23 protein-coding genes, 1 tRNA gene and 1 riboswitch are annotated in these 25,291 nt (G+C 71.4%); of the genes, 6 read left to right on the forward strand and 18 right to left on the reverse strand.

Annotated features, from left to right (window positions below):
• Window positions 1-60 precede the first annotated feature (60 nt).
• The 6 genes from CFP65_RS18190 to CFP65_RS18215 form a co-directional block, all read right to left on the reverse strand.
• Window positions 61-1,272: a 3-hydroxybenzoate 6-monooxygenase gene (locus tag CFP65_RS18190; RefSeq protein WP_104817092.1), complete on the reverse strand. Its 1,212-nt coding sequence runs from the start codon at window positions 1,270-1,272 to the stop codon at window positions 61-63.
• A 49-nt stretch (window positions 1,273-1,321) separates the two neighbouring features.
• A complete protein-coding gene (aroA, locus tag CFP65_RS18195) occupies window positions 1,322-2,608 on the reverse strand; it encodes a 3-phosphoshikimate 1-carboxyvinyltransferase (protein WP_104817093.1) in 1,287 nt (428 codons plus the stop codon).
• 208 nt (window positions 2,609-2,816) lie between these two features.
• Window positions 2,817-3,578 carry an SDR family NAD(P)-dependent oxidoreductase gene (locus CFP65_RS18200; protein WP_104817094.1) on the reverse strand — a complete coding sequence of 254 codons (762 nt, stop codon included), beginning with the start codon at window positions 3,576-3,578 and terminating at the stop codon, window positions 2,817-2,819.
• Window positions 3,579-3,615: 37 nt separating this feature from the next.
• A complete protein-coding gene (locus tag CFP65_RS18205) occupies window positions 3,616-4,107 on the reverse strand; it encodes an AtaL-like protein (protein ID WP_104817095.1) in 492 nt (163 codons plus the stop codon).
• Window positions 4,108-4,336: 229 nt separating this feature from the next.
• A complete protein-coding gene (gene wrbA, locus CFP65_RS18210) occupies window positions 4,337-4,954 on the reverse strand; it encodes an NAD(P)H:quinone oxidoreductase (protein WP_104817096.1) in 618 nt (205 codons plus the stop codon).
• A 159-nt stretch (window positions 4,955-5,113) separates the two neighbouring features.
• Entirely contained in the window at window positions 5,114-6,580 is a 1,467-nt protein-coding gene (locus CFP65_RS18215) for a multicopper oxidase family protein (RefSeq protein WP_104817097.1), read from the reverse strand.
• A gap of 408 nt (window positions 6,581-6,988) precedes the next feature.
• On the opposite strand from CFP65_RS18215, the gene CFP65_RS18220 reads away from it, so the two are divergent.
• Window positions 6,989-7,864: a shikimate dehydrogenase gene (locus CFP65_RS18220; protein ID WP_104817098.1), complete on the forward strand. Its 876-nt coding sequence runs from the start codon at window positions 6,989-6,991 to the stop codon at window positions 7,862-7,864.
• Window positions 7,865-7,952: 88 nt separating this feature from the next.
• Here CFP65_RS18220 and CFP65_RS18225 read toward each other — a convergent pair whose 3' ends face one another.
• Window positions 7,953-9,167 (reverse strand): transposase, encoded by a 1,215-nt coding sequence (locus tag CFP65_RS18225; protein WP_104817099.1) that lies wholly within the window; start codon window positions 9,165-9,167, stop codon window positions 7,953-7,955.
• Between the two features lie 254 nt (window positions 9,168-9,421).
• Here CFP65_RS18225 and CFP65_RS18230 point away from each other — a divergent pair, with 254 nt between their 5' ends.
• The gene (locus CFP65_RS18230) at window positions 9,422-10,129 is read left to right on the forward strand and encodes a ScbR family autoregulator-binding transcription factor (protein WP_104817100.1); all 708 of its coding nucleotides are present in this window, start codon (window positions 9,422-9,424) and stop codon (window positions 10,127-10,129) included.
• A 94-nt stretch (window positions 10,130-10,223) separates the two neighbouring features.
• Here CFP65_RS18230 and CFP65_RS18235 read toward each other — a convergent pair whose 3' ends face one another.
• Window positions 10,224-11,240, reverse strand: a complete 1,017-nt coding sequence (locus CFP65_RS18235; protein ID WP_104817101.1) for an NAD(P)-dependent oxidoreductase — start codon at window positions 11,238-11,240, stop codon at window positions 10,224-10,226.
• 71 nt (window positions 11,241-11,311) lie between these two features.
• Entirely contained in the window at window positions 11,312-12,268 is a 957-nt protein-coding gene (locus CFP65_RS18240) for a ScbA/BarX family gamma-butyrolactone biosynthesis protein (protein ID WP_104817102.1), read from the reverse strand.
• 381 nt (window positions 12,269-12,649) lie between these two features.
• Here CFP65_RS18240 and CFP65_RS18245 point away from each other — a divergent pair, with 381 nt between their 5' ends.
• Complete coding sequence (locus CFP65_RS18245; protein WP_104817103.1) at window positions 12,650-13,282, forward strand: ScbR family autoregulator-binding transcription factor; 633 nt, start codon at window positions 12,650-12,652, stop codon at window positions 13,280-13,282.
• 125 nt (window positions 13,283-13,407) lie between these two features.
• On the opposite strand, the gene CFP65_RS18250 is transcribed toward CFP65_RS18245, so the two are convergent.
• The 7 genes from CFP65_RS18250 to CFP65_RS18280 all read right to left on the reverse strand — a co-directional run bounded on the left by CFP65_RS18250 (window position 13,408) and on the right by CFP65_RS18280 (window position 20,502).
• A complete protein-coding gene (locus CFP65_RS18250) occupies window positions 13,408-13,929 on the reverse strand; it encodes a shikimate kinase (protein WP_104817104.1) in 522 nt (173 codons plus the stop codon).
• Between the two features lie 26 nt (window positions 13,930-13,955).
• On the reverse strand, window positions 13,956-14,294 hold the full coding sequence (locus CFP65_RS18255) for a hypothetical protein (protein ID WP_104817105.1): 339 nt from the start codon (window positions 14,292-14,294) through the stop codon (window positions 13,956-13,958).
• A gap of 176 nt (window positions 14,295-14,470) precedes the next feature.
• Window positions 14,471-16,402 carry an anthranilate synthase family protein gene (locus tag CFP65_RS18260; protein WP_104817106.1) on the reverse strand — a complete coding sequence of 644 codons (1,932 nt, stop codon included), beginning with the start codon at window positions 16,400-16,402 and terminating at the stop codon, window positions 14,471-14,473.
• A 77-nt stretch (window positions 16,403-16,479) separates the two neighbouring features.
• Complete coding sequence (locus CFP65_RS18265) at window positions 16,480-17,115, reverse strand: isochorismatase family protein (RefSeq protein WP_104817107.1); 636 nt, start codon at window positions 17,113-17,115, stop codon at window positions 16,480-16,482.
• Window positions 17,116-17,207: 92 nt separating this feature from the next.
• Window positions 17,208-17,984, reverse strand: coding sequence for a 2,3-dihydro-2,3-dihydroxybenzoate dehydrogenase (locus CFP65_RS18270; RefSeq protein WP_104817108.1), 777 nt, complete (start codon window positions 17,982-17,984; stop codon window positions 17,208-17,210).
• Between the two features lie 265 nt (window positions 17,985-18,249).
• Window positions 18,250-19,479 carry a 3-deoxy-7-phosphoheptulonate synthase gene (locus tag CFP65_RS18275; RefSeq protein WP_104817109.1) on the reverse strand — a complete coding sequence of 410 codons (1,230 nt, stop codon included), beginning with the start codon at window positions 19,477-19,479 and terminating at the stop codon, window positions 18,250-18,252.
• 519 nt (window positions 19,480-19,998) lie between these two features.
• Window positions 19,999-20,502 carry a transketolase C-terminal domain-containing protein gene (locus tag CFP65_RS18280; RefSeq protein ID WP_104817110.1) on the reverse strand — a complete coding sequence of 168 codons (504 nt, stop codon included), beginning with the start codon at window positions 20,500-20,502 and terminating at the stop codon, window positions 19,999-20,001.
• Between the two features lie 222 nt (window positions 20,503-20,724).
• Between CFP65_RS18280 and CFP65_RS18285 the strand changes: the two genes are divergently transcribed.
• Both CFP65_RS18285 and CFP65_RS18290 read left to right on the forward strand, forming a co-directional pair.
• Entirely contained in the window at window positions 20,725-21,345 is a 621-nt protein-coding gene (locus CFP65_RS18285) for a GNAT family N-acetyltransferase (protein ID WP_104817111.1), read from the forward strand.
• Window positions 21,346-21,386: 41 nt separating this feature from the next.
• Window positions 21,387-21,746 carry a DUF6204 family protein gene (locus CFP65_RS18290; RefSeq protein ID WP_104817112.1) on the forward strand — a complete coding sequence of 120 codons (360 nt, stop codon included), beginning with the start codon at window positions 21,387-21,389 and terminating at the stop codon, window positions 21,744-21,746.
• Window positions 21,747-21,803: 57 nt separating this feature from the next.
• Here the strand turns inward: CFP65_RS18290 and CFP65_RS18295 are convergent.
• Window positions 21,804-21,891: transfer RNA gene (locus CFP65_RS18295), tRNA-Ser, on the reverse strand.
• Between the two features lie 86 nt (window positions 21,892-21,977).
• The gene (locus tag CFP65_RS18300; protein WP_104817113.1) at window positions 21,978-23,603 is read right to left on the reverse strand and encodes a S1C family serine protease; all 1,626 of its coding nucleotides are present in this window, start codon (window positions 23,601-23,603) and stop codon (window positions 21,978-21,980) included.
• A gap of 186 nt (window positions 23,604-23,789) precedes the next feature.
• A riboswitch (TPP riboswitch) is annotated at window positions 23,790-23,926 on the forward strand.
• Here CFP65_RS18300 and CFP65_RS18305 point away from each other — a divergent pair.
• Window positions 23,921-25,285 carry a cytosine permease gene (locus CFP65_RS18305; protein WP_104820966.1) on the forward strand — a complete coding sequence of 455 codons (1,365 nt, stop codon included), beginning with the start codon at window positions 23,921-23,923 and terminating at the stop codon, window positions 25,283-25,285. Its footprint overlaps the riboswitch before it by 6 nt.
• Window positions 25,286-25,291: the final 6 nt, after the last annotated feature.

A 25,291-nucleotide genomic window follows, 5' to 3' on the forward strand; every position in this document is an offset into this window, starting at 1 on the left:
CTGGGAGCGGCCGCCCCCACACCCGCGGTGTGGGGGCGGCCGCCATGCCGGTCCTGCGGGTCAGGCCATGGCCGGGGAGTCGGAGGTCTGCTCCGACTTGGCGAAGACCTTGGCGCCGTGCAGCCACTCGACCTTGTCGTGGAGCTGCTCGGCGGTGAAGCCGGCCAGCATCTCGTTGCGGGCCTTGGCGGCGTCGCCGACGGGGTGGTACAGCTGCTTGCCCATCTCGCGGGCGACCAGCTGGATCGCGCCGGTGCGCTCGCGGCGCTCGGCGTTGAAGGTCTGGAAGCGCTCGGCGAAGTCCAGCTCGCACTGGCCGATCAGCTGGCCGAGCACCACCGCGTCCTCGATCGCCTGGCAGGCGCCCTGGGCGGCGTACTGGAGCATCGGGTGGGCGGCGTCGCCGACCAGCACGACCCGGCCGTCCGTCCAGGTGTCGATCGGGTCGCGGTCGCAGAGCACCCAGGCCTTCCAGTCCTCGCCGAGCTCCAGCAGCTGGCGCGGGATCTCGCCCAGCATCGGGAACTCCTCGAGCACGAAGTCCTTCTCCACGGACTTGCCGATGACGGCCTCGGTGGCGCCGTCGTCGCGGGTGGCGGCCAGGTTGAAGTACTTGCCGCTGCCGATCGGGTAGTGGACGAAGTGCCACTTCGGGCCGGCCCAGAGGGTCACGGTGTTCCAGCGCAGCTCCTCGGGCACCTTCTCCATCGGGATCACCGAACGGTAGATGGTGTGGCCGGAGACCTGCGGGAAGCCGTCGCCCACCAGCTGCTTGCGGACGAAGGAGTTGATGCCGTCGGCACCGATCAGCGCGGAGCCCTCGACCTCCTCACCGGAGGCGAGCACCGCGGTGACGCCGGTGGCGTCCTGGCGGTAGCTGAGCAGCTGGCAGCCGGTGCGCAGCTCGATCGCGTCCGACTCGCGGCAGGCGTCGAGCAGCGGGGCGTAGACGTCGATCCGGTGCACCACGGCGTACGGGTTGCCGAAGCGCTCGCGGTAGGCGCCGGTGAGCGGCATGGAGGCCACGTGCTCGGAGGTGGTGCCGTCCATGAAGCGCAGCTCGTCGATGTGGACGGCCCGCTCGCGGACCTCCTCGCCGACCCCGAGCTGGTCGAGCGCGTTGAACGCGTTCGGGCCGAGCTGGATGCCGGCGCCGAGCTCGGTGAAGGAGTCGCGGGCCTCCAGCACGACGACCTCGTGGCCCTGGCGGGAGACGCTGAGCGCCGTCGCGAGCCCACCGATACCGCCACCGGCAATGAGTATCTTGGCCATTGTTGGCTCTACTTCCTCGTGTTGTAAGGGTGTTGGCAGAGAGCGGGAGTCAGTGAGCCTGTTCGCCGAAGAGGCGGCGCAGCTCCTCGTGGAAGCCGGGGAAGGTCTTCCCCACGCACTTCGGGTCGTCCAGGGTGATGCCGGGCACCTTGAGCCCGAGCACCGAGAAGGCCATGGCGATCCGGTGGTCACGGTGGCAGGCGATGACCGCCCCCGTGGGGGTGCCGGGGTGGACGGTGATCCGGTCCGGCCCCTCCTCGACCCGGATGCCGAGCGCCCGGAGGTTCCCGGCGACGGCGGCGATCCGGTCGGATTCCTTGAGCCGGGCGTGGCCCACGCCCGTGATGGTGATCGGCCCGTCGGCCAGCGGCGCGATCGCGGCCATCGTCATGAAGGTGTCGGAGATGTCGCCCATGTCGACCTCGAAGCCGCCGCGCAGTGCGCCGGTGCCGGTCACCGTGGTGGCGTCCGGGCCGATCTCGACCTTGGCGCCGGCCAGTTCGAGCACCTTGACGAAGCCGAGGTCGCCCTGCAGGCTGTCGGCGCCCAGGTGCGGCACGGTGACGGCGGTGCCGGTGATCGCGGCGGCGGCGAAGACGTAGCTCGCGGTGGAGGCGTCGGGCTCGATCCGGAGCCGGGTGCCGGTGTAGCCGCCGGTGGACACCCGCAGGGTGCCGTCCTGACCCTCCGTCACCTCGGCGCCGAAGCGGCGCATCAGGGCGATGGTCATGTCGATGTAGGGGCGGCTGACCAGGTTGGCGGCCGAGACGGTGAGCGGCTCGCGCATCAGCGGGGCGGAGAGCAGCAGACCGGTCAGGTACTGGCTGCTGGTGCCGGAGTCGAGGGCGAGCTCGCCGCCGCGCAGGCCCTCGGCCCTGACGGTGAGCGGCAGCCCGCCGCCGGCGCCGGGCTCGACCTCGGCGCCGAGTGCGGCGAGCGCCTGGGTCAGCGGCCGCAGCGGGCGCACGGTGAGCTGCTCGGTGCCCTCGAAGCGGAACTCGCCGCGCCCGGTAGCCGCGTAGACCGGCAGGAAGCGGGCGGCGGTGCCGGCGTCGGCACACCAGATCCGGGCGGAGGCGCCACCAGGGGCGGCAGGTGGTCCGCCCAGGCCGTGCACCTCCCAGGCTTCGGAACCGAACTCCTCGGGGTCACCGGGGAGTTGGTCGACCGGGATGCCCAGGTCGGTGAGGGCGGTGCGGAAGGCGACGGTGTCCTCGCTCTCCAGCGGGGCGTCGAGCCGGGTGGTGCCGGCGGCCGCGGCCGCGAGCAGCAGGACCCGGTTGGTGATGCTCTTCGAGCCGGGGATGCGGGCCGAAGCCGCTCGGGGCTCGGTCATGACGGTGCCTCTGTTCGGGTTGCCGGGCGGGCCGGGGGCGCGGAGCGCGGGGCGTGGACAGGGCGGTGCGGGGAGCGTGCGGAGCTCATCGAGCCCGGGGTGCCTGGCACTCCGGGGCGCGAGGTGCCGTGCGGCGGCGGCCGTACGGCACCTCGCGCCCCGGGGCGGAGCCGCGTGTCAGACAGGGTGACCACTACTCAGGTGGAGCTCAGGCGGTGGCGCCGCCGTCGAGCACCAGGTCGTGGCCGACCACGAAGCTCGACTCCTCGCTGGCGAGCCAGAGCACGGTGTCGGCGATCTCCTCGGTCTTGGCGACCCGGCCGATCGGCGTCTCGGCCTTGACCCGGGCGTCCCGCTCCTCGGTGGTCTCACCGGGGCGCAGCGACTGGTCGGTGTCCACCGAGCCGGGGCTGATCGCGTTGATCCGGATGCCCTCGCGGATGTACTCGCGGGCGGCGGTGCGGGTCAGCGTGGAGAGCGCGGCCTTGGAGGCGGCGAAGGCGCCGAAGCCGGGGACGCGGCCGTGGATGCCGATGTTGGCGGCGGTGTTGATGATGACGCCGCCCCCGTTCTCCTTCATCGCGGCGATCTCGTGCTTCATCAGCAGCCAGACGCCGGTCAGGTTGGTGGAGAGCACATCGCCCCAGACGGCCTCGCAGATCTCGGCCAGCGGGGTGGGCTCGCCGGTGATGCCGGCGTTGTTGAAGGCGACGTCGATCCGGCCGTGGCGCTCGACCGTGGTCTTGATCAGGCGGATCACGTCCATGCCGTGGGTGACGTCGGCGGGCACCGCGTCGGCGACCCCGCCCTCCTTCTCGATCAATGCGACGGTGTCCCGCAGGTCACTGGGCTCGCGGCCGGCCACCATCACGATTGCGCCCTCGCGGGCGAAGGCGAGTGCCGTGGCCCGGCCGATCCCGGAGCCACCTCCGGTCACCAGGGCGACCTTGCCGTCGAAGCGTGCGGTCATCAGGTTCCTCCTGTGGTGGGGGATGTGCTCTGCGGACTCAGGCAGCCGCGATGAGAGAGTCGATGTCGCCCGTCGCGGCCCGGATCTCCTCGACCACGGACCGGAGCGTGTCGGTGAAGTAGGCGTCCGTCGCCTCCAGGAACCTGCTCTCCCGGAGCGCGCGCTCGGTCGCCTCGGGGGCGAGGCTCACGGCGATCGTCATGGCGAGCCCGCCGTCCGCGTCCCGGTCGATCTGGTTCATGATGAACTCCAGCTCCGGGTCGCCGGGTTGGCGGTAGACGATGCTGAGCTCCCGAGGGCTGACCTCGATCCGCTGGAAGATCGTCCGGCCGTCCTTGACGATCTCCCGGGTGAATCCGCCGGGGAAGCGGTCGAGCACCCGGCATCGCGTGATGGCGGGTACGTAGGCCACCGGGTTCTCCGCCTTGTGGAGGAGCTGCGCCCACAGCTGGTGGGCGTCGATCTGCGTCGCACCGGAGCTACCGTCGGAATTGACCGGAATGCTCCAGGACATGGTGACCCCGGACATTGCCTCTCCCTGATATCGGCCGATCCACTCTCTCTCGTTAAAGACTCTGAGCCAGCCCTCACAGAGGGTCAACGCCCGATTTCCGACTTCGTCAGCTGACGACTACAACGTCAAGTGGCAAACAACTCCTGGTCACAGCGCTGGGGATTCCGGAATCTGCCCGGAATCCCCAGCTCTGGTGGTGCGTTCTCCGGTCAGGCGCTTGATGCGCCCTTGACAGTCGCCCGGATCAGGCGCTTTCGAAACCGCGCTTCAGCGCGGCCGCGATCTGCACCGAGCGGCGCGCCTGGAAGCCGACGGCGGCCAGGTTCTCCTCGGTCGGGCCACCGTGGCCGTGGTCGGAGACGGAGCTGGTGCCGTACGGGTTGCCGTTGGTCTTGCCGAACTGCACCTCGTCCGCGTAGCCGGGGGCGACGATGATCGAACCCCAGTGGTAGAAGGTGTTGTTCAGCGCCAGCAGGGTGCTCTCCTGGCCACCGTGCTGGGTCGAGGTCGAGGTGAAGGAGGACACGACCTTGTTCTCCAGCTTGTGCTGGAACCAGAGGCCACCGGCGGTGTCGATGAACTGCTTGAGCTGGGCGGCCGGCAGGCCGAAGCGGGTCGGCGTGCCGAAGAGGATCACGTCGGCCCAGTCGAGGTCGTCCAGCACGGCCTCCTGGATGTGCGAGGTGGCCGCGACGTGGTCGGCCCACTCCTTCTTGCCTGCGATGACCGCGGCCGGGGCGAGCTCCGCGACCTTGCGCAGGCGGACCTCGGCGCCGGCCTTCTCGGCCGCCTGGGCGGCCGCGTCGGCCAGCTGGTAGACGTTCCCGGTGGACGAGTAGTAGATGACGGCGACGTTCGTCACTGTGCGCAACTCCTGTTCGAACGAGATCAGTTGTGCGGTGGGTGCTGGTGCACCCACCATCGTGAGTCTCATCGGGGAGCTGTCGACCCGGCAAACCGCGGTCGGGCACTTCATCACATCGGGCCGTACCCGGACCGGACGTACACCCTTCGGCGGTGGTCAGGAGATCTGCATGGTGCCCATCATGCCCATGGCACCGTGGTCGAACAGGTGGCAGTGGTAGAGGTAGACGCCCCGGTAGCTGTCGAAGGTGAGCTGGATCTTCACCGTCTCGCCGGCCAGCAGCGCCACGGTGTCCTTCAGCCCGCTCTCGCTGGGGTCCGGAGCCTTGCCGTTCCGCTCCAGGATGCGGAACTGGACCAGGTGGACGTGGAAGTTGTGCGGGGCCCGGACGTTGGCGTTGGTGATCGTCCAGACCTCGGTGGTGCCCCAGGTGATCTGGGTGTCTATTCGGTTCGGGTCATAGGTGAGGTCGTTGATGTAGGCCATCGGGTTGGCCCGGCCGTCCTCGTCCATCCGCAGCACGAAGGTGCGGTTGACGGTGGCGATCGGGGGCGTGGGCAGGGTGCGCAGGGTGTCCGGCACGTAGGAGAGGTCCAGCGCGTCGCGGACCACGTCGAAGCGCATCACCTTGCCGATCAGGTCGGCCGGGCCGGGGCCGGTGTTGTTCAGCAGCACCAGCTGGGTGCCGACGGGGTAGCGGGAGAAGTCGATGACGATGTCGGCCCGCTCGCCGGGCGAGAGCTTGAGCTGGTTGGTGGTGCAGGGCGTCGCCAGCAGGCCGCCGTCGGAGCCGATCTGGGTGAAGCTGCCGCCGTCGGAGAGGGCCAGCACGAAGAACCGCAGGTTGCTCGAGTTGAGGATCCGGAAGCGGTACTGCCGGGCGGCCACCTGGAAGTACGGCCAGGGGCGGCCGTTGACCAGGATGGTGGTCCGGTTGGTGAAGTCGCCCATCGTGTAGACGAGCTTGCCGGTGGAGTCGATGTTGACGTCGCGCAGCAGCAGCGGCACGTCGTACTGGCCGCTGGGCAGCGGCTGGCAGCGGTCGTTGTCGTCCGACAGCTGGTACATGCCGGACAGGCCCCGGTAGACGTGCTCCGACTCCAGGTGGTGCGCGTGGTCGTGGAACCAGAGCGGCGCGCCCAGCTGGTTGTTCGGGTAGGTGTAGGTCTTGCTGCCGCCCGGCGGGATGGTGACCATCGGGTTGCCGTCGCTGTCCACCGGCACCTCGGCGCCGTGCAGGTGCACGGAGGTCGGCAGGTCCAGCGCGTTGGTCTGGTTGATCACCACGCGGCGGCCCGAGCGGGCCTTGATGGTGGGGCCGGGGTACTGGCCGTTGTAGGTCTCCACCTCGGTCTGCAGGCCCGGGATGATCTCCTTGACGGCCTTCTGCATCGTCACCGAGTAGTAGTCGGTGGTCGAGGAGGTGCTGGTCGGCTGGAGCACCTGCGGCACGGTCAGCGGCACCGCGAACATCGGGGTGACGGCGGGCCCCACCACGCCCGTGACGTCGGCCTCGGCCGTCGGGCCGAGCAGCGGCGCGGCCAGGCCGACCCCGCCGATCAGGCCGGTGGTCACGGCGCCGGCCTTCAGGGCGCCTCTTCGGGACAGCTTGCGGTTCAACATCTGGTATTCCCCGTTCCGTTTCCACACTGGGCGGCCCCCAGTGGGTGGGCCTTGCACGGGGAACAATGCAGAGCCTTCACAGAATCGATCAAACGTACGCGGGAGTCCCTGTCAGCTCGTTCCGACTTCGTCACTTTCGGGATTGACAGGGGCATTCAACTTTGCTACAGAAATAAACAAGTTGGCGGCCCGGGAGTACACCCCCGGGCCGCCCGATTCCGATGACGAAGTAGCGGTGATTGCGGGTCAGCTCCCCGGCCGAGCTGACTCTGTGCCACCGCCTTGCACGCCCTGTGGTGGACAAGTTGCCTAAGCTGGCAAATCCCCGGGGAAATCCGGAGAGCACAGGAAGTGGGCGACTCCGAGGATTCCGGCGTCGGCCTCCAACCGCGGAAGGAGCACCACCCAATGCGAGTAGACACGAGGGCAGGCGTGGACCGCCCCAGGCCGCGTCGCCAGCACGCGCACCGCGCGGCGGTGCTCGGCTACCCGGTCGACCAGTCGCTCTACCCGGTGATGCACCGCGCGGCCTACACCGCGATGGGCCTCGAGTGGACGTACACCGCGGTCGAGTGCGAGGAGCCGGGCCTGGAGCAGCTCATCGGCTCACTGGACGGCTCCTGGGCGGGCCTCTCGCTCGGCATGCCGCTCAAGCGGGCCGCGCTGCCGCTGATCGACGAGGTCAGCGACCTGGCCATGGACGTCGGGGGCGTCAACACCGTCGTCTTCCGGGACGGCCGGTCCTACGGCGAGAACACGGACGTGCACGGCTTCCTCGCCGCACTGCACGAGGCCGACGTGCACGCGCTCGGCTCGGCCGTGATCCTCGGTGGCGGCACCGCCGCCTGTTCGGCGCTGGCCGCCGTCCGCGAACTCGGGGTCAAGGAGCCGGCGGTGGTGGTCCGCGAGCCCAGCCGGGCGGCCGAGGCGCACGCCGCGGCGGGCCGGCTGGGGATGGCGGTGGACGTCTACTCCTTCGGCCAGCTGGACAGCCTGCTGCACGGCGCGGGTCTGGTCATCTCCACCCTGCCCGCCGGCGCGGCCGACTCCTACGCGGCGGCCATCGTGCACTCCCGCGCGGCCATCTTCGACGTGGTCTACTCGGCCTTCCCCACCCGGCTGGCCAAGGCGGCCGGCTTCGCGGGCAGCACGGTGGTCGACGGACTCACCCTGCTCACCTACCAGGCGGCCCGCCAGGTGCAGTTGATGACCGGCCGGGAGGACGTGCCGGTGCGGGCGATGCGCGAGGCCGCCCAGGCCGAGCTGGCCCGACGGGCGGGCTGAACCCGCTCTCCCGCTCTCCTCACGCACCGGACGTCCTCTCCCGTTCGCTCTGCCATCCCCGCTCCCCCGCACCCTCGCCGACCGATCGTCAGGCCGACAGCTCCTGCGACTTGTCGAAGCCCTGGCGGCGGGCCGAGGAGAGCACCGAGATGGCGTGCGCCACCGAGCAGAGCGTGGCGTGCCGGTGCCAGCCGGCGTAGGACCGACCCTCGAAATCGCGCATCCCGACCCGGGTGGAGACCTCCGAGAAGTCCTTGGAGACCCGGCGGGTCAGCCGGCCCAGCCGCAGCAGGGCGACCGGCGGCACCTCGATCAGGTTCGACAGCCAGAGCTCGGCGGGCTTGCCCTTCGGGCCCGACCAGCCACCGACGAGCGTCAGTGCGCGCTCCGGCGGCAGCGCCGCTCCCGGACGGCGGACCGCCGGCAGCGTCACCCGGGTCCCGCTCACCAGGATCGACCGGGTGATCGAGTAGTCCGGGTCGACCCAGCCCACCGGGCGGGAGAACCGCTTGGCCCACTCGACCAACTGCTGTGCCTGGAAGAGGCGTTCGCCCCGCCCGGGCAGGCTGAGGTCGTAGCCCACCAGCCGGGTCGAACCGCTCACCCGCATCACGAACGGCACCCCGCGCCGGGTGAACTCCTCCACCAGCACGGCGGAGTCGAGCTCGCGCGCGTCCAGCACCGCCGGGCGGCGGCGCAACCCCCATTCGGGACGCGAGAGTTCGGCGACGGTGTTCACGGCGCACAGCTCGGGAGAGGCGGCCGAGACGTCATCGGGGATCTTGGCCCGCTTGCGGCGCTCGGTGTCCTCCAGCCACTCGGGCGGCAGGATCAGGTCCCAGTTGACCGGGGCGCTGGTCTCCTCGTTCGCGAGCCAGACTCCGTACGCCTGCTGGCTGTTGACGACCCGTCCGAGCTCGGTGCGGAAGGACTCCTCGACGCCGACCGAGTGCTCCCCCGCCTTCGGGATGGCCATCGAGTTCAGCACCCAGGCCTGCGGCAGCATCACCCGGTCCAAGTGGCGGGCCAGGGCCTGCCGGACGGGCTTCCACCCCCAGGAGGAGTCGCTGATGAAGTGGTGCAGGCTCTGTTCCGCCGCACCGTGGCCGGCCACCGAGGCCAGCGCGCGCATGGACTTGCGACCGGGCACCGAGAGCAGCCCGGCGATGTACCACTGACCACGGGCGCGCTGGTCACGGCGCTTGAGCGAGGCGAGCATGCGGCGGGAGAACTCGGTGACGAAGTCGTCCGCAACGTCGCCCCACACGTGCTCAGGAACGTCTTTCTCTATGGCACCTTCCATGGCCCCCGACTCCTCTTCTGCGCTCGCGGACATGGGGCCTCCGGGCGCAAGCGGGCACTCGGAGATCAGACGCGAGATGCTGATACCCAGCACCTTACAGAACCGACCAGTTGGTTTGCTAGCTCTTTCGCGATCCGACCGGCGTGGGATGCCCGGCCTGTAGCGAGTATAGATACCGCGCGGTTGGTTTGTTAAGCTGTCGGTACACCCAACCAGCGCCAGCCCTCCGGCCGCGCTCCACAGGAGGGAGAGAGATGTCCCGCCAGGAACGTGCGTCCCGCACGAGGCAGCTCATCATCGAGTCCGCGGCGGGAGCTTTCGACCAGGAGGGCTTCGCGCTCACCGGGTTGAGTGAGATAGCCCAGCTCTGCGGGGTCTCCAAGGGCGCGCTGTACTTCCACTTCGGCTCCAAGGAGCAGCTGGCCGAGGCCGTGATGGCCGAATCCCGCGAGACGCTCCGCGAGACCGTCCGGGAGGCCCGCCGGCTGGGCGGTTCCGGGCTCCAGTACCTGATCGACCTCTGCCACGGCCTGGCCCGGCGGCTCGACCAGGACGTGGTCTTCCGGGCCGGCCTGCGGCTGACCGAGGAGCCGGGCCTGGAGAAGAAGGGCTGCCCCAGCCCGTACCCGGCCTGGGAGCGGCTGATCGGCCGCCAACTGGCCCGCGCGGTACGGGACGAGGACATCCACCCCGAGGTGCTGCTGGCCGAGGTCACCTCCCTGCTGGCCGCCACCGCCGCGGGCATCGAGACCCTCTCCCGCCGCGACAAGGGCTGGCTCGGCCCGCACGTGACGGCCGGCCTCTGGAACGCCGTGCTGCCCGCCCTCACCCCGGTCGAGCGGCTCGGCCGGATCCGCACCGCCCCCGAGGGCAGTGGCGCGGCCCTGACCACCCCCGGCCCGCACCACTGGGACGACCTGCCCGAGGCCGCCGCCCTGGTGGCCCGCGCCCAGGGCGCCTGAGGCCCCCGCCGGCCCTGCGGGCCGGGGCACCCGCGCACGTCGAAGACCCGCCCACCGGGAGCACCCCGGCCGGGCGGGTCTTCGACGTGCGCGCTCATCCGGTCGGCACCGCTTCCACCGGGCCGCCCGGGTGGGGCCGGGCCGCCGCGTAGGGCTGGGCCGCATACCAGGGGGCGTGTTCGGCGAAGCGGGCCGCGAAGCCGGGGCCCGGGGAGCAGCCGGTGGCCGCCCAGAGGGCGTCCGAGCGGTACCAGTGGTCGCGGCCGAGCAGCGAGAGCGGGCGGGCCCAGCTGCCGCCGCCCAGGGCCGCCACCGCCTCGTCCAGGGTGCCGCTGCCGGTGGGCAGCGGCAGGCCCAGGCAGGCCGCGGTGCGGGTGAACAGCTCCCGGGCCGACACCGGCTCGGGGTGGCTCGCGTGGTAGATCCGACCGCCCGGTACGGAATCCCAGGGCAGCAGGGCGAGGGCCGCCAGCGGGCGGGCCAGGTCCTCCACCGCCGTCAGCGAGATCCGGGCCCGGCCCTCCTCGATCCAGTGCGGCAGCCGCCGCAGCAGCTCGGCCACGGCGGGCAGCACCCAGGCGTCCCCGACTCCGTGGACCAGGTGCGGCCGCACCACGGTGCCGCCGGCCGCCAGCACCAGCCGCTCGGCCAGCATCCGGCTCCGGCTGGTCGGCGAGACCGGCCCGACGATCGCCTGACTCTCCGTCAGGTCGCGGTGCTCGCCGTCCTGGTAGACCGCCGTGGTGCTCAGCAGGACCACCCGCCGCACCCCCGCCCGGGCCGCCTCGGCCAGCAGTGCGGCGGTGCCGTCCACGTTGACCCGGTGGCACTGCTCGGCACTCCCGCCGACCTGGGAGGCCAGGTGCAGCACGGTGGTGACGCCCTCGCAGGCCCCCCGCAGCGAGGCCGGGTCGAGCAGGTCGCCCGGCCACAACTCCGTCGGCACGGCCGAGAGTTGAAGTTCATCGGACAAATTCTGCGTTCGCCCTCGCGTCAGCACCCGGAGGGAGTACTCTGGGTGAGCACTCATTGACGGACGGTCGATGAGGCGGCGCAGGGTCTCACCCCCGATGAAGCCGGTGCCGCCCGTCACCAAGATGCGCGAGTCCATGCGATGAAGCCCCCGTGGTCACTGTGTCGGTCGAAGCGGCGGCCGGCCCGGGAGACACCGGGCCCCTGCGCTCAGGCGCAGGCGTCGGCGGGCAGCGGCCGGAGCTGCAGGATGCCCTTGGCCACCGGCTGCCCGGCCTGCTCCAGCACCACGCCGACGGTGCGGTCCTGCCCCTCGCCCACCGGGCCGAGCCCGGCCCGCACGTACACCGGCAGGTGCAGCTCGGCGTAGCGGGTGAAGAGGCAGTCCAGGCCGAAGGGCGCGAGCGCCTGGCCCTCGGAGACGGCCGCGGCGGCCTGCCGCATCGCCTCCACCAGCACCATCCCGGGCACGTGGTCCACCGCGTGGTCGAAGAGCACCGGGTGCCGGCGGTCGGCCTGCACCAGCCAGCGGTCGGGCGTCTCGGTGGGCACGATCACGGTGTTGGAGATCGCGTCGTCACCGCTGACCGCCTGCTGCGGGAAGCGAAATGACGGTGCGTCAGCCAGGAAGGGCGCCCGGATCCGGTTGTAGGTGGCGGGTGCCATGCAGTCGAACTTGGCACTGCCGCCGCCGAGTCGCTCGACACCCCGGTAGATGTCCACGTGGTAGCTCATGCCGGCCAGCGCACCGCGGCGGAAGCGCGGGTCGCAGGTGACCTCGACCGTGAGGTCGGCCGGGCACCAGTTGACCACCATCTGCTCGGGTTCGGCCTGGTAGGAGAGGTCCCACATGACGAACGGGTGGTCCAGTGGCACGTTGTAGCCCACGTGCGCGACCAACAGGCCGGCCTGACGCACCGTCTCGGCGAGCAGCAGCGGGTCGTAGACCCAGGCCACCGGGCGGTAGAAGCTGTGCGTGCGCGGCCACTGGGCCCCGAGCAGGAACTGGTCCGGGGCGGTCCGCCGCCAGCCGGTCAGCAGCACCTCCGAGACGGAGGCCCGGTGCACGTACCGTCGCGGCACGGTCTGCTGGTGGAGCTCCAGGTCGCCGCCGCCCAGCCGCTCAGCGGTCAGCAGCCCTATCGAATCTGACAGTACAGACGTCATTTCGGTCCCCCTGGACGAGTAAGAAAACGAGCCCTGGCCGGTGCTGGATCACGTGTGACACCCATGGTGGGTCTGTCTTCGGTACCGCCGGGAGCGGGCCCGGCGCGGATAGGACGCGGGACACGCCGTGGCGCTGCTTCGTGTGCCCGAGCCCGCTGGTCCGATTCGGTTGTGAAACTATTGACCGCACTCAAGTAGGCCGCTCCCCCGCGAGGTGCCACCTCGGCACCGGGCACTGGCGCAGGACGCGTCAAGGCCCAGGCCCCTGCTTGACGGGGTAGGACTTCAAACACTGCTGGTCGGGACCTGGTCCCTTACAGCTAGCGTAGAGTACCATCCGGTCGGTTTGTAGCGGGGGAGCGTTAATTAATCGGGAGAACTATGGCTCAGCAGGCGCGAGCGGTGAAGACCCGGCGCGAGATCATCAAGGCCGCGGCCGAGGTGTTCGAACGCCGGGGCTACGCAGCCGCCACCATGGCCGAGATCATCGCGGCGGCTGGCGTCACGAAGGGTGCGGTCTACTTCCACTTCGCCTCGAAGGAGGAGTTGGCCCAGGCCGTGATCGACGTCCAGTCCGACTGGTTCGATCTGGACGCCGACCCGGCACCCGGTTTCCAGGCCGTCATCGACGCGACGATGATCTACGCCAGCGCGTTGATCAACGACGTGATCGTCCGGGCCACCAACCGCTTGGTGATCGAGCACGGCACGTTCGACATGCCCAACACCGAGCCCTACCTGGCTGACATCCTGACCATCCGTGACCTGGTGGTCCGGGCCGAGGAAGCCGGGGACATGCTGCCCCGGCTCGATCCGTTCGCCGTCGCCCAGACCATCACCGGCGCGTTCACCGGCATCCAGCTGAGCTCGCAGGTGCTGTCCCGGCGTACCGACCTGTTCGACCGGCTGGTGAACATGTGGCGGGTGATGCTGCCCGGCCTGGTCCAGCCGGAGCGGCTGCTCACCCTCGATCCCACCGGTTCACCCCACTTGCGACCGACCGCCGACGCCTGAACTCGGCACACACTGCTCGACCCACCCGGCCGGCCGCCACCGCCGGGCAAAAGTGTGTCAGCTCGCGCCGCCGCCGCGGCGCGATGCGCCCGCCGAGCCCCGGGGACCCGCCCGCAGCGCGGGGCTCAGGCCGCGAAGAGCTGGGCGACCCGGGCGGCCACCACCCGGGACGGGCCGTCCCCGCAGACGGTGTGGGTGGCCAGTCGGCGGTAGATCGGGGTGCGGACGGTCAGCAGGGTGCGCAGCCGGGCCTGCGGGTCGTCGACCAGCAGCGGGCGGCTCGCCGCCGTACCGATCCGCCGGGTCAGCTGACCCACCGAGACCGCCAGGTGCACCACGGTGTGCCCGCGCAGCAGCAGCTGGGTCGACTCCTCCAGCACCGCGCCACCGCCCAGGGCCAGCACCCCGCCGTGCTCGATCAGCGCCCGGTGCACCGCCTCCCGCTCGCGCACCCGGAAGTGCGCCTCGCCCTCCTCCTCCACGAGCTCGCGGATCCGCCGCCCGGCGGCGGCCTCAAGGTCCCGGTCCGTGTCGCGGAAGCCCACCCCCAGCCGACGGGCGAGCAGCCTGGCCACCGTGGTCTTGCCCGAGCCGGGCGGCCCGATCAGCACGGCCAACGGCTTGGTCGGAGCGGTGGGTCCGGTCATGGCGGCGTCTCCGTCCGAAGGAACCGTCAGTTGCCCAACTGGTAGGCCAGGCCGAGGCGGGAGAGGCCGGGCAGGCCGTGCGGGCCCTCCACGGTGGCCTCCACGTCGAAGGCCTCGCGGCTGTTCGGCGGGTAGCCGATCAGCTCGGCGGCGCGGGTCGGGATGGGCTGCTTGGCGGCCTCGGCCGACTCCCAGAACAGGGCCGCGCCCCAGCGGTTGGCCGCCGGGTCGGCCAGCCAGGTCTTGAAGACCAGGCCGGGCTGGGTCTCGAAGCGGTCCACCGCCTCCTCGCGCAGGAAGACCCGGAGCTCCTCGATGGTGCGGGGGGAGGCGTCGAGCTCCCACCAGACGACTACGGCGTGCATGCGGACGACTCCTCGGCGTCGGGGCGGCCGGCCGGTCGGATGACCGGCCGGGTGGTCGTTCGGGCCGAATCGGGTGCCCGAAGGGGCAGAGCCGGTGGCCCACAAGGGGGTGCCGGCCGCCCCCGGGGGGAGGGGGGCGGCCGGCTTTCGGGGGGGCGGGAAGGAAGGTTTTCGGGTCAGCCGAGCAGCGAGGTGAGCGCTCCGCTGATGATGCCGAGCCCGTCCTGGCTCAGCACCGACTCGGGGTGGAACTGCACCGAGCGGTAGTGCGGACCGCGCAGCGCGTGCACCTGGCCGGTCTGCGGGTCGCGGCTGACCCGGATGGTCGCGCCGAGCGCCTCGACCTCGATGACGTCCCGCTCGCTGTAGCCGGCGAAGGTGTTGTAGAAACCGACCAGCTCGGTGCGGCCGAACAGGTCGATCTTCTTCTGGGTGCCCTGGTTCGGGCGCTCGCGGCGCACCAGGCCCAGGCCCAGCGTGTGGCAGAGCACCTGGTGGCTGAGGCAGACCGAGAGGAAGGGCTGCCCGCTGCCGAGCAGCTGCCGGGTGGCGGCCCGCATGTGGGCGATCTTCGGGTGGCCGACCTCCTGCGGGTCGCCCGGGCCGGGGCCCAGGATGACCAGGTCGTAGCCCTCGAAGCTGTACTCCTCGTCGAACCGACGGACGGTCACCTCCAGCCCGAAGGAACGGAGTTGGTGGTCCCACATCGCGGTGAAGGTGTCCTCGGCGTCCACCACCAGCACCCGCTTGCCGGCCAGCTCGGCCACCGGGCGGTGCCGCTGCTCCGGGGTCTCCAGCCAGAACGGCGCCAGCGAGACGTTGCGCTGGGCCAGCGCGGCCAGCACGTCCGGGTGCCGGGCGAAGCTGGCGCGCTCGCCACCGGTGGCCGCGGCGGCCTGCGGGGTGCCGTGCAGCGCGGCGAGCGCGCCGGCCACCTTGACCTGGGTCTCGGCCACCTCGGAGGCCGGGTCGGAGTCGCGCACCAGGGTGGCGCCGACGCCGATCCGCACGGTGCCCTTGTCGTCCAGCTCCGCGGTGCGGATCAGGATCGAGGAGTCCATCGTCCGGCCGCCCTCGGCGTCCCGGCCGATCAGCGCGACGATGCCGCTGTAGTAGCCGCGGCCGTTCGGCTCGTACCGGCTGATCACCTTGGCCGCGCTCTCCAGCGGGGAGCCGGTGACGGTCGGGGCGAACATCGTCTCGCGCAGGATGTCGCGGACGTCGCGGTCGGTGCGGCCCTCGATGAAGTACTCGGTGTGCGCGAGGCGGGCCATCTCCATCAGGTGCGGCCCGGTGACCCGGCCGCCGGTCTCGCTGATCCGGGCCATCATCTTGAGCTCTTCGTCGACCACCATGTAGAGCTCGTCGGCCTCCTTGGGGTCGGCCAGGAAGGAGAGCACCCCGTTCAGGGTCGGGCCGGTCTCCGGGTAGCGGTAGGTGCCGGAGATCGGGTTCATCACCGCGGTGCCGTCGGCCAGGCTGATGTGCCGCTCGGGGGTGGCGCCGACGAAGGTGCGGGTGCCGGTGTGGATGACGAAGGTCCAGTAGACGCCGGACTCGCGCTCGGTCAGCCGGCGGAAGAAGGTCAGGGCGGCGGCCGGGGTGTAGTCCTCGATCTCCACCATGAACTCGCGCCGGATGACGAAGTTCGCGCCCTCGCCCTGGCCGATCTCCTCGGTGATGATCTCGCGGACCACCTTGGCGTACGCCTCGTCGTCCAGGTCGAACCGGCCCTCGCCGACCTTCAGTTGCTCGTTCGGCAGGGCCGCGAGCAGCTCCTGCAGGTCCATCGAGCCCTGCTCGGTGACGGAGAGGGTGATCAGCGGGGCGCCGTCGTCGGCGGCCGCGAAGCCGCGCTCGGCGATCTGGCGGTACGGCACCAGGGCGAGCACCTCGTGCTCGGCCCGGCCGGTGCCCGGCACCCGGGTGCCCTCGGTGCGCAGCGGGATGTCGGCCAGCGCCTCGACCTCGGCGGTCTCCCCCAGCAGCACGTCGACCCGGTCGGCCGCGCCGGTCTCCGGGCGGTAGAGCAGGGCGAACGCGGGCGGCTGGGCACCCAGGATCCGCTCGAGCAGCGCCTCGGCCGGCTGGGTCTGCGGGTACGTCATGGTGCTTCCCTCCGTTGTGATGCGGTCCGTCGGTGCGATGGCCCGGGCCCCGTGCCCCCGGGCGTGCTGATGGATCGTCAGCCCAGCTCGTCGAGCACGGTCTTGGTGGTGACCGTCATCGCGCAGCGCTCCGCCGCGTACTTCAGGGCCGAGCGGTGGTAGTCCAGCGAGAAGTCGGCGACCGCGTCCGCGACCAGGAAGGGCTGGATGTCGTAGGTGAAGGCGTCGCAGGTGGTCATCAGGACGCCCACGTGCGCGTACACGCCGCAGACGATCAGCTGGTCGCGGCCCTGCTCCCGCATGAACTCCAGGAGCTCGGTGCGGTGGAAGGCGCTGTAGCGCCACTTGGTGAGCACCAGGTCGCCCTCGCGCGGCTCCAGCGGGGAGACGACCTGCTTGTGCTCCGGGGAGGGCTTCATGCCCGGGCCCCAGAAGTCCTTGAGCAGGCCGCGCTCCACCTCGGTCATGCCGCCCGGCTGGGCGGTGTAGGTGACCGGCACGCCGAGGGCGGCGGCCTTCTCCCGGATCAGGGTGGTGTTGCGGACCAGGTCGGTGACCGGCGACTCGCCCGCCGCGAAGGGCTGGAGGAAGTACTTCTGCATGTCGTGGATGAGCAGCACCGCGCGCTTCGGGTCCACCGTCCACTTGGCGGTGTTCTCGGGCAGGTCGCCCTCGGCGGGCATCGGGTAGGGCTGGATGGCCGGGATTCCCATGACGGTGTCCTTCCGGAACGGTGGATGAGGGGGGTGGTGCGGTGGCCGGGCGCCGCCGGGCCGGGAGGGTGGCCCGGCCCGGTGGCGGCCGGTCAGTGACCGAGGGCGGCGCCGCCGTCGACGGTCAGGTCGTGCATGGTGATGTGCGCCGCCTGGTCGGAGAGCAGGAAGAGCACGGCGTCGGCGATGTGGGTGGGCTGGGCCAGCCGGCCGAGCGGGATGCCGACCCGGTAGGCCGAGGCGACGCCCTCGATGGACGCCTGCGTCGCGGCGCTGGTGTCCTCCCACATGGCGGTCAGCATGGGGGTGTCGGTGGAGCCGGGGGCCACCACGTTGCACCGGATGCCGAACTTGGAGACCTCCAGGCCCAGGCACTTGGTGAACATGGTCGCCGCGGCCTTGGAGGCCGAGTAGGCGGACATCTCCAGCCGGGCGGTGGCCGCCGCGTTGGAGGCGATGGTGACGATCGCGCCCTTGCGGCCGCCGTCCACCATCCGGTTGACCACCGCGCGGGAGACGAAGAAGACCCCGGTGGTGTTGACCGCGAAGGTGGTGGACCAGTCCTGGTCGGTGAGCTCCTTGGCCTGGCCGAGGCGCAGCACCCCGGCACCGTTGACCAGGAAGTCGATCGGGCCGAGGTGCTGCTCCACCTCGTCGATCACGCTCTCCACCTGGGAGCTGTCCGTCACGTCGATCGGGAAGGGCTCGGCCCGCCCGCCCTCGTTCCGGATCTCCTTGGCGATCTCGTCGAGCCGGTCGAGGTTGCGGTCCACCAGCGCCACCGCGACGCCCCGCGCCGCGAGGGCGCGGACGACGGCTTCGCCGATGCCGCCGGCGGCGCCGGTGACGACCGCGACCTTGTTTTCCATGCCATAGACAGTCATAGCGACCCCAAAAATCGAGGATGATCGACCAGAGTCGGCCGGATGTGGTGATGCGCCTTGTGCTCGGGTCGGACGGTTTCGCCGATCGGGCCTTTCGCGTTCAGCCCGTCCGTCGGTTTTCCCCGTCCCGAATCCCGACCATCCGGTCTCTTTCCCGGTCTCCCGGGCGAATTCCCACTGCGGATTTCGGCCCGGCGACTCGGTCGATCGGGCTGCGCTACGCTGACCGGCGATTCGTGCCCGGTCGGTCTCAGCCGCGCCAGGCAGCGGCGATCTCGAGCGCCTGCGACGGGTTGAGCCGGGGGTCGCAGAGGCTCGTGTACTTGTGCGGCACGTTCGCCAGGAAGCTCTCGTCGTGGACGCACTCGGTGACGTCGTCCGGCGTGGTCTCCAGGTGGAGCCCGCCGACCACGGCACCCGCCGAGGTGATGGCCTTCTGGAACTCCTCGACCTCGTGGCGGACGGTCTCCACCAGTCGGGTCTTGAGCCCCTCGGGGCCGCTGATGGTGTTGCCGTGCATCGGGTCGGTCAGCCAGACCACCGGGTGGCCGGCCGCCTTGACCGCCGCCGCCATCGCGGGCAGCTTGGCCGCGACCTTGTCGGCGCCCATCCGGGCGATCAGGGTGAGCCGCCCGGGCTCCCGCTGCGGGTCGAGCCGCTCGCAGAGCTCCAGCAGCTCGTCCAGGCCCATGCTCGGGCCGACCTTGGAGGCGACCGGGTTGGAGACCGAGGCCAGCAGGGCGACGTGGGCGCCGTCCAGCTGACGGGTGCGGTCACCGATCCACGGCAGGTGGGTGGAGGCCAGGTAGCGGCGGCCATCGTCGTCGTAGCGCAGCAGCGGGACCTCGTAGTCCAGCAGCAGCGCCTCGTGGCTGACCCAGACCGGGGCGCCGACCGCGCCCAGGCCCTCGACCGCCCGCTCGCGCAGGGTGGTCATGGCGCCAGCGGCGGCCTCGTACCCGGCGAGCAGCCGGCGCGGGTCGGGGCGGCGGTGCGCCGCGTCCGGCTCCGGGCTGTTGACCATGTGGCCGCGGTAGACCGGCAGCTCGACCCCGCCGACCAGCTCGGTCGGCTTGGAGCGGGGCTTGCCGAACTGGCCGGCCATCCGGCCGATCCGGAGCACCGGGCGGGGGTTGTGCAGGGCCATCACGCCGGCCAGGGCGTCGAGCAGCGCGACCTTGCGGGTCACGTAGCCCGGCTCGCACTCGACCGGGTCCTCCGCGCAGTCACCGGCCTGGACGACCTGCAACCGCCCCTCGGCCACCTCGGCCAGCAGCGAACGCAGCTGGGCGACCTCGGAGGAGCTGACCAGCCCCGGACGGTCGGCGAGTTCGGTGCGGATCTCGTCGAGGAGCTCCGCGTCACTGGGCTCCCATTCCGGCTGCTGGTGGGCGGGGAGCGACTTCCAGAAGTCGATCCCACCCTCCGGCAGCGCCGAATCGGCGGCTGCCGGCCGCGGCGCAATCGCGTCGCTGATCATCCAGAACCTCCATGGTTACGAATTCTGCACTTGCCTTGCGCTTGCCTTGATTGCACCGGAGAGCCCGGTATTCATGGTCACCGGGGCTCCCTTTCACCGAGTCTGAATAGCCCTCAGAAGGGGGTCAACGGCGTCAAAAAAACTTCGTCAGGTGCCCTGAACTCCGTCAGCTGGGCCATAATTCCAGATCCCCGCACAACCCCCGGGGAATTCCACCGGGAAATCGGCTTCATATGGCAGGACGGGTATTTATCGGAAATTCCGCGGACAGTTCCGTCAGAGTGCCCGCACCTGACCGGCCGACCGGGGCGACTGCGCCAGGTCGCCCGTCCCCGGGGAAGTCGCCGACCCAGTCCGTCAGATCGCCGGCGGACCCGGGAACGGCGAAGGGCCCGACCACCTCGGGGGGACGAGGGTGGTCGGGCCCTTGACCTGCCGCCACTAAGGGGAGTCGCCGTGCCGGGGGGAGGTCACGGGCGGGGCGGCCGACAGATGGCTCATCGGATGGTGCGTCAGTTGTCAGTCGGTACAGTCGAGTTGACGGCGCCTCGCCTGGGCGAGGCTGGCCCGGGCGTGCGCCGCGACCAACTCGGGGGTGAAGCCGTACTGCTCGTAGAGCGCGTGGTACGGGGACGAGACCCCGCACCGGCCCAGCCCGACGGCGCCGGACTGCTCGCTCGCCATCGCGTACCGGCCCAGCGCGGCGGCGGCCCCGACCGAGACCTTGGCGAGCGCGGCCGGCGGCAGCACCGCCGCCCGGTAGGCCGCGTCCTGCCCCTCGAACCAGGCGGCGCAGGGCATCGAGACCACCCGGGTCGGGATGCCCTCGCGCTCCAGGATCTCCTGCACCCGCAGGGCCGTCGGCTCCTCGCCGCCGGTCGCGATCAGGACCACCTCGGGCACCCCGCCGACGGCCTCCGCCAGCACGTACCCGCCCCGGGTCGCGCCGTCCGCCGCGGCGGCGGCCAGGCAGCGCTCCAGGTCACTCCACTCGGAGGGTGCTGCTACGTTCGTCGCGCTCATCGGAAGGCTCAGGGCTCCTCTCCAAGACGCTGTACGGCGTGGCTGGACGGCGGGCGGGGACGCCCGCTGAGCATCTCCGACTGTCCTGCACCCGGCCGACGCCCCGCAACGCCCCACCCGCGACTCCGTCAGCTGCCCCGGGCCCGCGCCCGGCCGCTCTCGCGGTACGCGCCATGCTGAATCCGGTTGCCGTAGCGCCGCTGAAGCTCCGACAATCCTGCGGTGAGCGACGACTCGAACTCCCCCGCCGGCCCGCCTGACTCCCCTGCCCCCGAAGGCTTCCGGCTCAAGCCCACACTGCTCGGCGAGCGGGTCCGGCTGCGCCCCTTCGTCCCCGCGGACGTGGCCGCGCTGGCCCCCGCCTTCCAGGACCGCGAGTTGCTCCGGCTGACCGGCAGCACGCACGGCCCGGACGACCCGCTGCCGCTCCAGGACCCGGGCCAGGCCGAGGAGTTCCGCGTCTGGCGGAACGCCCAGCCGGACCGTCTCGACCTCGCGGTGGTCGAGCTGGCCACCGACCGGTGCGTCGGCGAGGTGGTGCTCAACCAGTGGAACGAGGGCAACCGGAGCTGCAACTTCCGCTGCCTGCTCACCGCCGAGGGCCGCGACCGGGGTCTGGGCACCGAGGCGATCCGGCTGCTGCTCGACCACGCCTTCACCCGAGTCGGCCTGCACCGCGTCTCGCTGACCGTGCTGGAGTTCAACCCCCGGGCCCGGCGGGTCTACGAGAAGGTCGGCTTCGTGGCGGAGGGCGTGCTGCGGGACGACCTCTGGTACGACGGCGCCTGGTACGACTCCACCGTGATGTCCGTGCTGGCCCACGAATGGCCCCCGGCCGGTTAAACCGTTGGGCCGGGCGGCGGACGGGCGGTTATCGTCCACGGATGACTGACCGGACCTTCCGCGTGACCGTGCGCGGCTCCTTCGACGGCCTCACCCCCGAGCAGCGCGCCGAGCTGCTGGCCGAGGCCGCCGAGCACGACGTGCTGCACGCCGCCTTCACCCCCGAGGGCCACCTCAGCTACGACCTGGCCGCCCGGCCGTTCTTCACCTTCCGCTTCCTGGAGCACGGCGAGGCCGAGGAGGACATCGTGGCCGCCACCATGCGCGCCCAGACCGCCGCCGAGCTCTGGCTCACCGACCGGGGCTACGGCTACAAGCAGCTCAAGTGCCAGGCCGAGGACCTCTCCCTGGCCGCCCTCGGCAAGCGCCAACGCCAGGCCCGCGCCGCCGCCGAGGGCTGACCGCCCCCGAACGGCGACGACCCCTGACCGGATGCCCCGGTCAGGGGTCGTTCTCTGCGGAGAGCGTGGGATTTGAACCCACGGTGCGGGGTCACCGCACGACAGTTTTCAAGACTGTTCCCTTAGGCCGCTCGGGCAGCTCTCCTGGCGGAGGTCAGCCTAACGGGTCCGGCGGGGTTCGGTGCACTCGGTTACGGGCCGAGCGTCAGCCTCGGGATGTCACTCGGGATGTCAGTTGTCGCCCTTGCGCTCGCCGAGGGTGATGGTGGTCTTGGCCTGCTTGCCGTCGCGGGTGTACTCCACGTCGACCTTGTCGCCCGGCTTGTACGTCCAGATCTCGCTCACCAGGGTCGGGCCGCTGTCGATCGGGTGGTCGCCGAGCTTGGTGATGATGTCGCCCGGCTTGAGGCCGGCCTGGTCGGCCGGGCCGCCCGGGGTGACGGCCGGGGTGCCCTGGACCGGGCCGGTCTGGATCTGGGCGCCGTCGCCCTTGTAGTCGTCGTTGCGCAGCACGCCGAAGATCGCGTAGACCGGAGTGCCGGTCTTGATCAGGTCCTGGGCGACCCGCTTGGCCTGGTTGATCGGGATCGCGAAGCCGAGGCCGATCGAGCCTGCCCGGCCGCCCGCACCACCGGTGTTGGACTGGATCGCCGAGTTGATGCCGATCACCGCACCGGCCGAATTCAGCAGCGGGCCACCGGAGTTGCCCGGGTTGATCGAGGCGTCGGTCTGCAGCGCGTTCATGTACGAGTTCTGCGCGCCGTTGTCGTCGCCGGAGGCCACCGGGCGGTCCTTGGCGCTGACGATGCCGGTGGTGACGGTGCCTTCGAGGCCGTACGGCGCACCGATCGCGATGGTCGGGTCGCCGACCGCGACCCGGTCCGAGTCGCCCAGCGGCAGCGGCACCAGCCGGTCCTTGGGCGGGTTGTCCAGCTTGATCACCGCGACGTCGTAGCCCTGGGCCCGGCCGACCACGGAGGCCGAGAAGGAGGAGCCGTCGGAGAACTTGACGGTCAGCTTGCCGCCGTTCGCCGCCGGGGCCACCACGTGGTTGTTGGTCAGGATGTGGCCCTCGGTGTCGAAGACGAACCCGGTGCCGGTGCCCGACTCCTGGGAGCCCGAGGCCTTGATGGTGACGGTGCTCGGCAGCGCCTTGGCGGCGATGCCCGCGACCGAGTCCGGCGCGCGGTCGGAGATCTTCTGCGAGTCGCCCACGCTGATCGTGGTGCTGGTGCGGCTCGACCCGGAGTTGCCCGAGCCCCCGTTGTCGCTCACCCCGACGCCGATCGCGCCACCGGCGATGCCGGCCACCAGGGCCACCGCCGCGACCAGCGCGATCAGCCCGCCGCGCTTCTTCTTCGGCGCGGCCACCGGCGCACCGGGGTAGTCGGCCCCGGGCAGCGGGCCGGCCGCCGGACCGCCCCAGCCGCCCAGCGGCTGGCCGGCCCCGAACGGGTGGTGCGGCTGCTCGGGCACGCCCGGCGCCGCGTACGGCTGCTGCTCGGCTGCGCCCGGCGCCGCGTAGGACTGCTCGGCGTGCGCGGCCGGCGCCGCGTACGGGTTGGCGGGCGCGGCGGCGGCCGGAGCGGGCGCGGCGGGCTCCGCGTACGGGTTCGCCGGAGCGGGCGCGGCGGCGGGCTGCGGCGCCGCGGCCGGGGCGGGCCCGGCGGACGGCGGGCCCGAGGGCGGCGGGGCGTCCAGGTAGGACGGCGCGGCCGGGGCGGCCGGCTTGTCGAAGGAGAGCGTCGGCGCGGACTCCGCCGGCGCCGGCACCGCGTCAGCGGTCGGCTCCACTGCCCCCTCACCGGCGGAGGAACGCTCCTCCGGCCCGGTGGAACTCGGCTGCTCGGTGCTCACGGACGACCTCCATAGCTGACAGGACCTTGGCCCATAGTTTTTCTCATCCCCGATTCGGTTGTCGTAAGAAGCCCCCTGAAGAAGTCATAAGAATCCTTACGGGTCACCGACAGACCACCCCCGGAGCAGGTCCGGAGCGCCCCCTGGCCTTGGCCTTCGCCGCCCCGGCCGCTACCCTGGCGCTCCAAACTGACACGCGGGAGCTTGGACCGACCAGGCTGAGAGTGCGCTGTTCGACCGTACCCGTCCGAGGGGCGTCGAGGGAGCGCTGACCGCTCGAACCTGTCCGGGTAATGCCGGCGTAGGGAGACAAGGCCATGACGGCTGCCCCGCCCCTCGATGCCCCCGCCCCCGTCACGAAGCACGCGGAGGCCCCCCTCACCCTCGACACCGCCCCGCCGCGCACCCTCGGCTTCGGCGGCCAGTTCGCCCTCTGGGGCAACCTCGGGGTCAGCCTGATCGGCTTCACCAGCGCCGCCACCGTGCTCGGCGAGAGCGGCTCCGAGCTCTCCTTCACCGCCGCCGTGACGGCCATCCTGGTCGGCACCGCGATCGGCACCGCGATGCTCGGGGTGGCCGCCGTGATCGGCGCCCGCACCGGCGCCCCGGCGATGGCGGTGCTGCGCGGCCTGTTCGGCACCAGGCTCAGCTACCTGCCGACCGTGCTCAACATCGCCCAGTGCATCGGCTGGGGCGTCTACGAGCTCATGGTCATCGCGATGGGAGCGCAGACCGTGGCCGGCACCCAGGGCTGGCGCTGGCTCTTCGTGCTGCTCGCCGGGGTGCTCACCACCACGCTGACCATCTGGCCGCTCGGCTCGATCGCGGTGCTGCGCAAGTACGTGGCCTTCGCGGTCGGTGTGGCGATGGTCTGGTTCACCGTCCAGCTGGGCCGGCAGGGCTTCCCCGACCCGGGTGCGGGCAACTGGAAGGGCTTCCTGCACGCGACGGACGCGATCATCGCCGTCTCGGTCTCCTTCGTGCCGCTGGCCGCCGACTACACCCGGCACTCCCGCACCGCCGCCGCCTCCTTCTGGGGCACCTTCTCCGGGTACTCCCTGGCCCAGGTCTGGTGCTACGTGCTCGGCCTGATCGCGCTGCTCCAGTCGCACGGCGACTCCTCGAAGATCTTCGACTCCTTCACCGGGGTGGCGGCCGGCTGGGCCTTCCTGCTCGTCCTGGTGCTGCGCGAGTCCGACCAGTCCTTCGCGAACGTGTACTCGACCGCGATGTCGATCCACAACCTGCTGCCGAAGGTGGACCGCCGGCTGCTCACCGGCGGCGTGGGCGTGCTGGTCACCGCGCTGGCCCTGCAGATCCAGGAGTTCACCGACTCCTACTACGCCTTCCTCGGCCTGATCGGCTCGGTCTTCGTGCCGCTGCTCGCCGTGCTCGCTGTCGACTACTTCCTCGGCGCCGGCCGCCGCGGCTGGAACCTCGACCAGGACGCCCCGGCCCGCTGGTCGATGCTGCTGCCCTGGGCGTTCGGCTTCGCCACCTACCAGTACCTGGCCCCCACCGCGATCGCCGGCTGGTGGACGGACTTCTGGACCTCGGCCCAGCAGACCCTGCACTTCACCCCGCAGGAGTGGAGCTCGGCCTCGCTCTTCGGCTTCCTCGTCCCGGCCCTGGCCACCTGGCTGCTCACGCTGCTCCGCCCGAGCGGTGCTACCGAGCGGTAACCACAC

Origin of the sequence: Kitasatospora sp. MMS16-BH015 (assembly GCF_002943525.1) — a bacterium.
Classification (GTDB): domain Bacteria; phylum Actinomycetota; class Actinomycetes; order Streptomycetales; family Streptomycetaceae; genus Kitasatospora.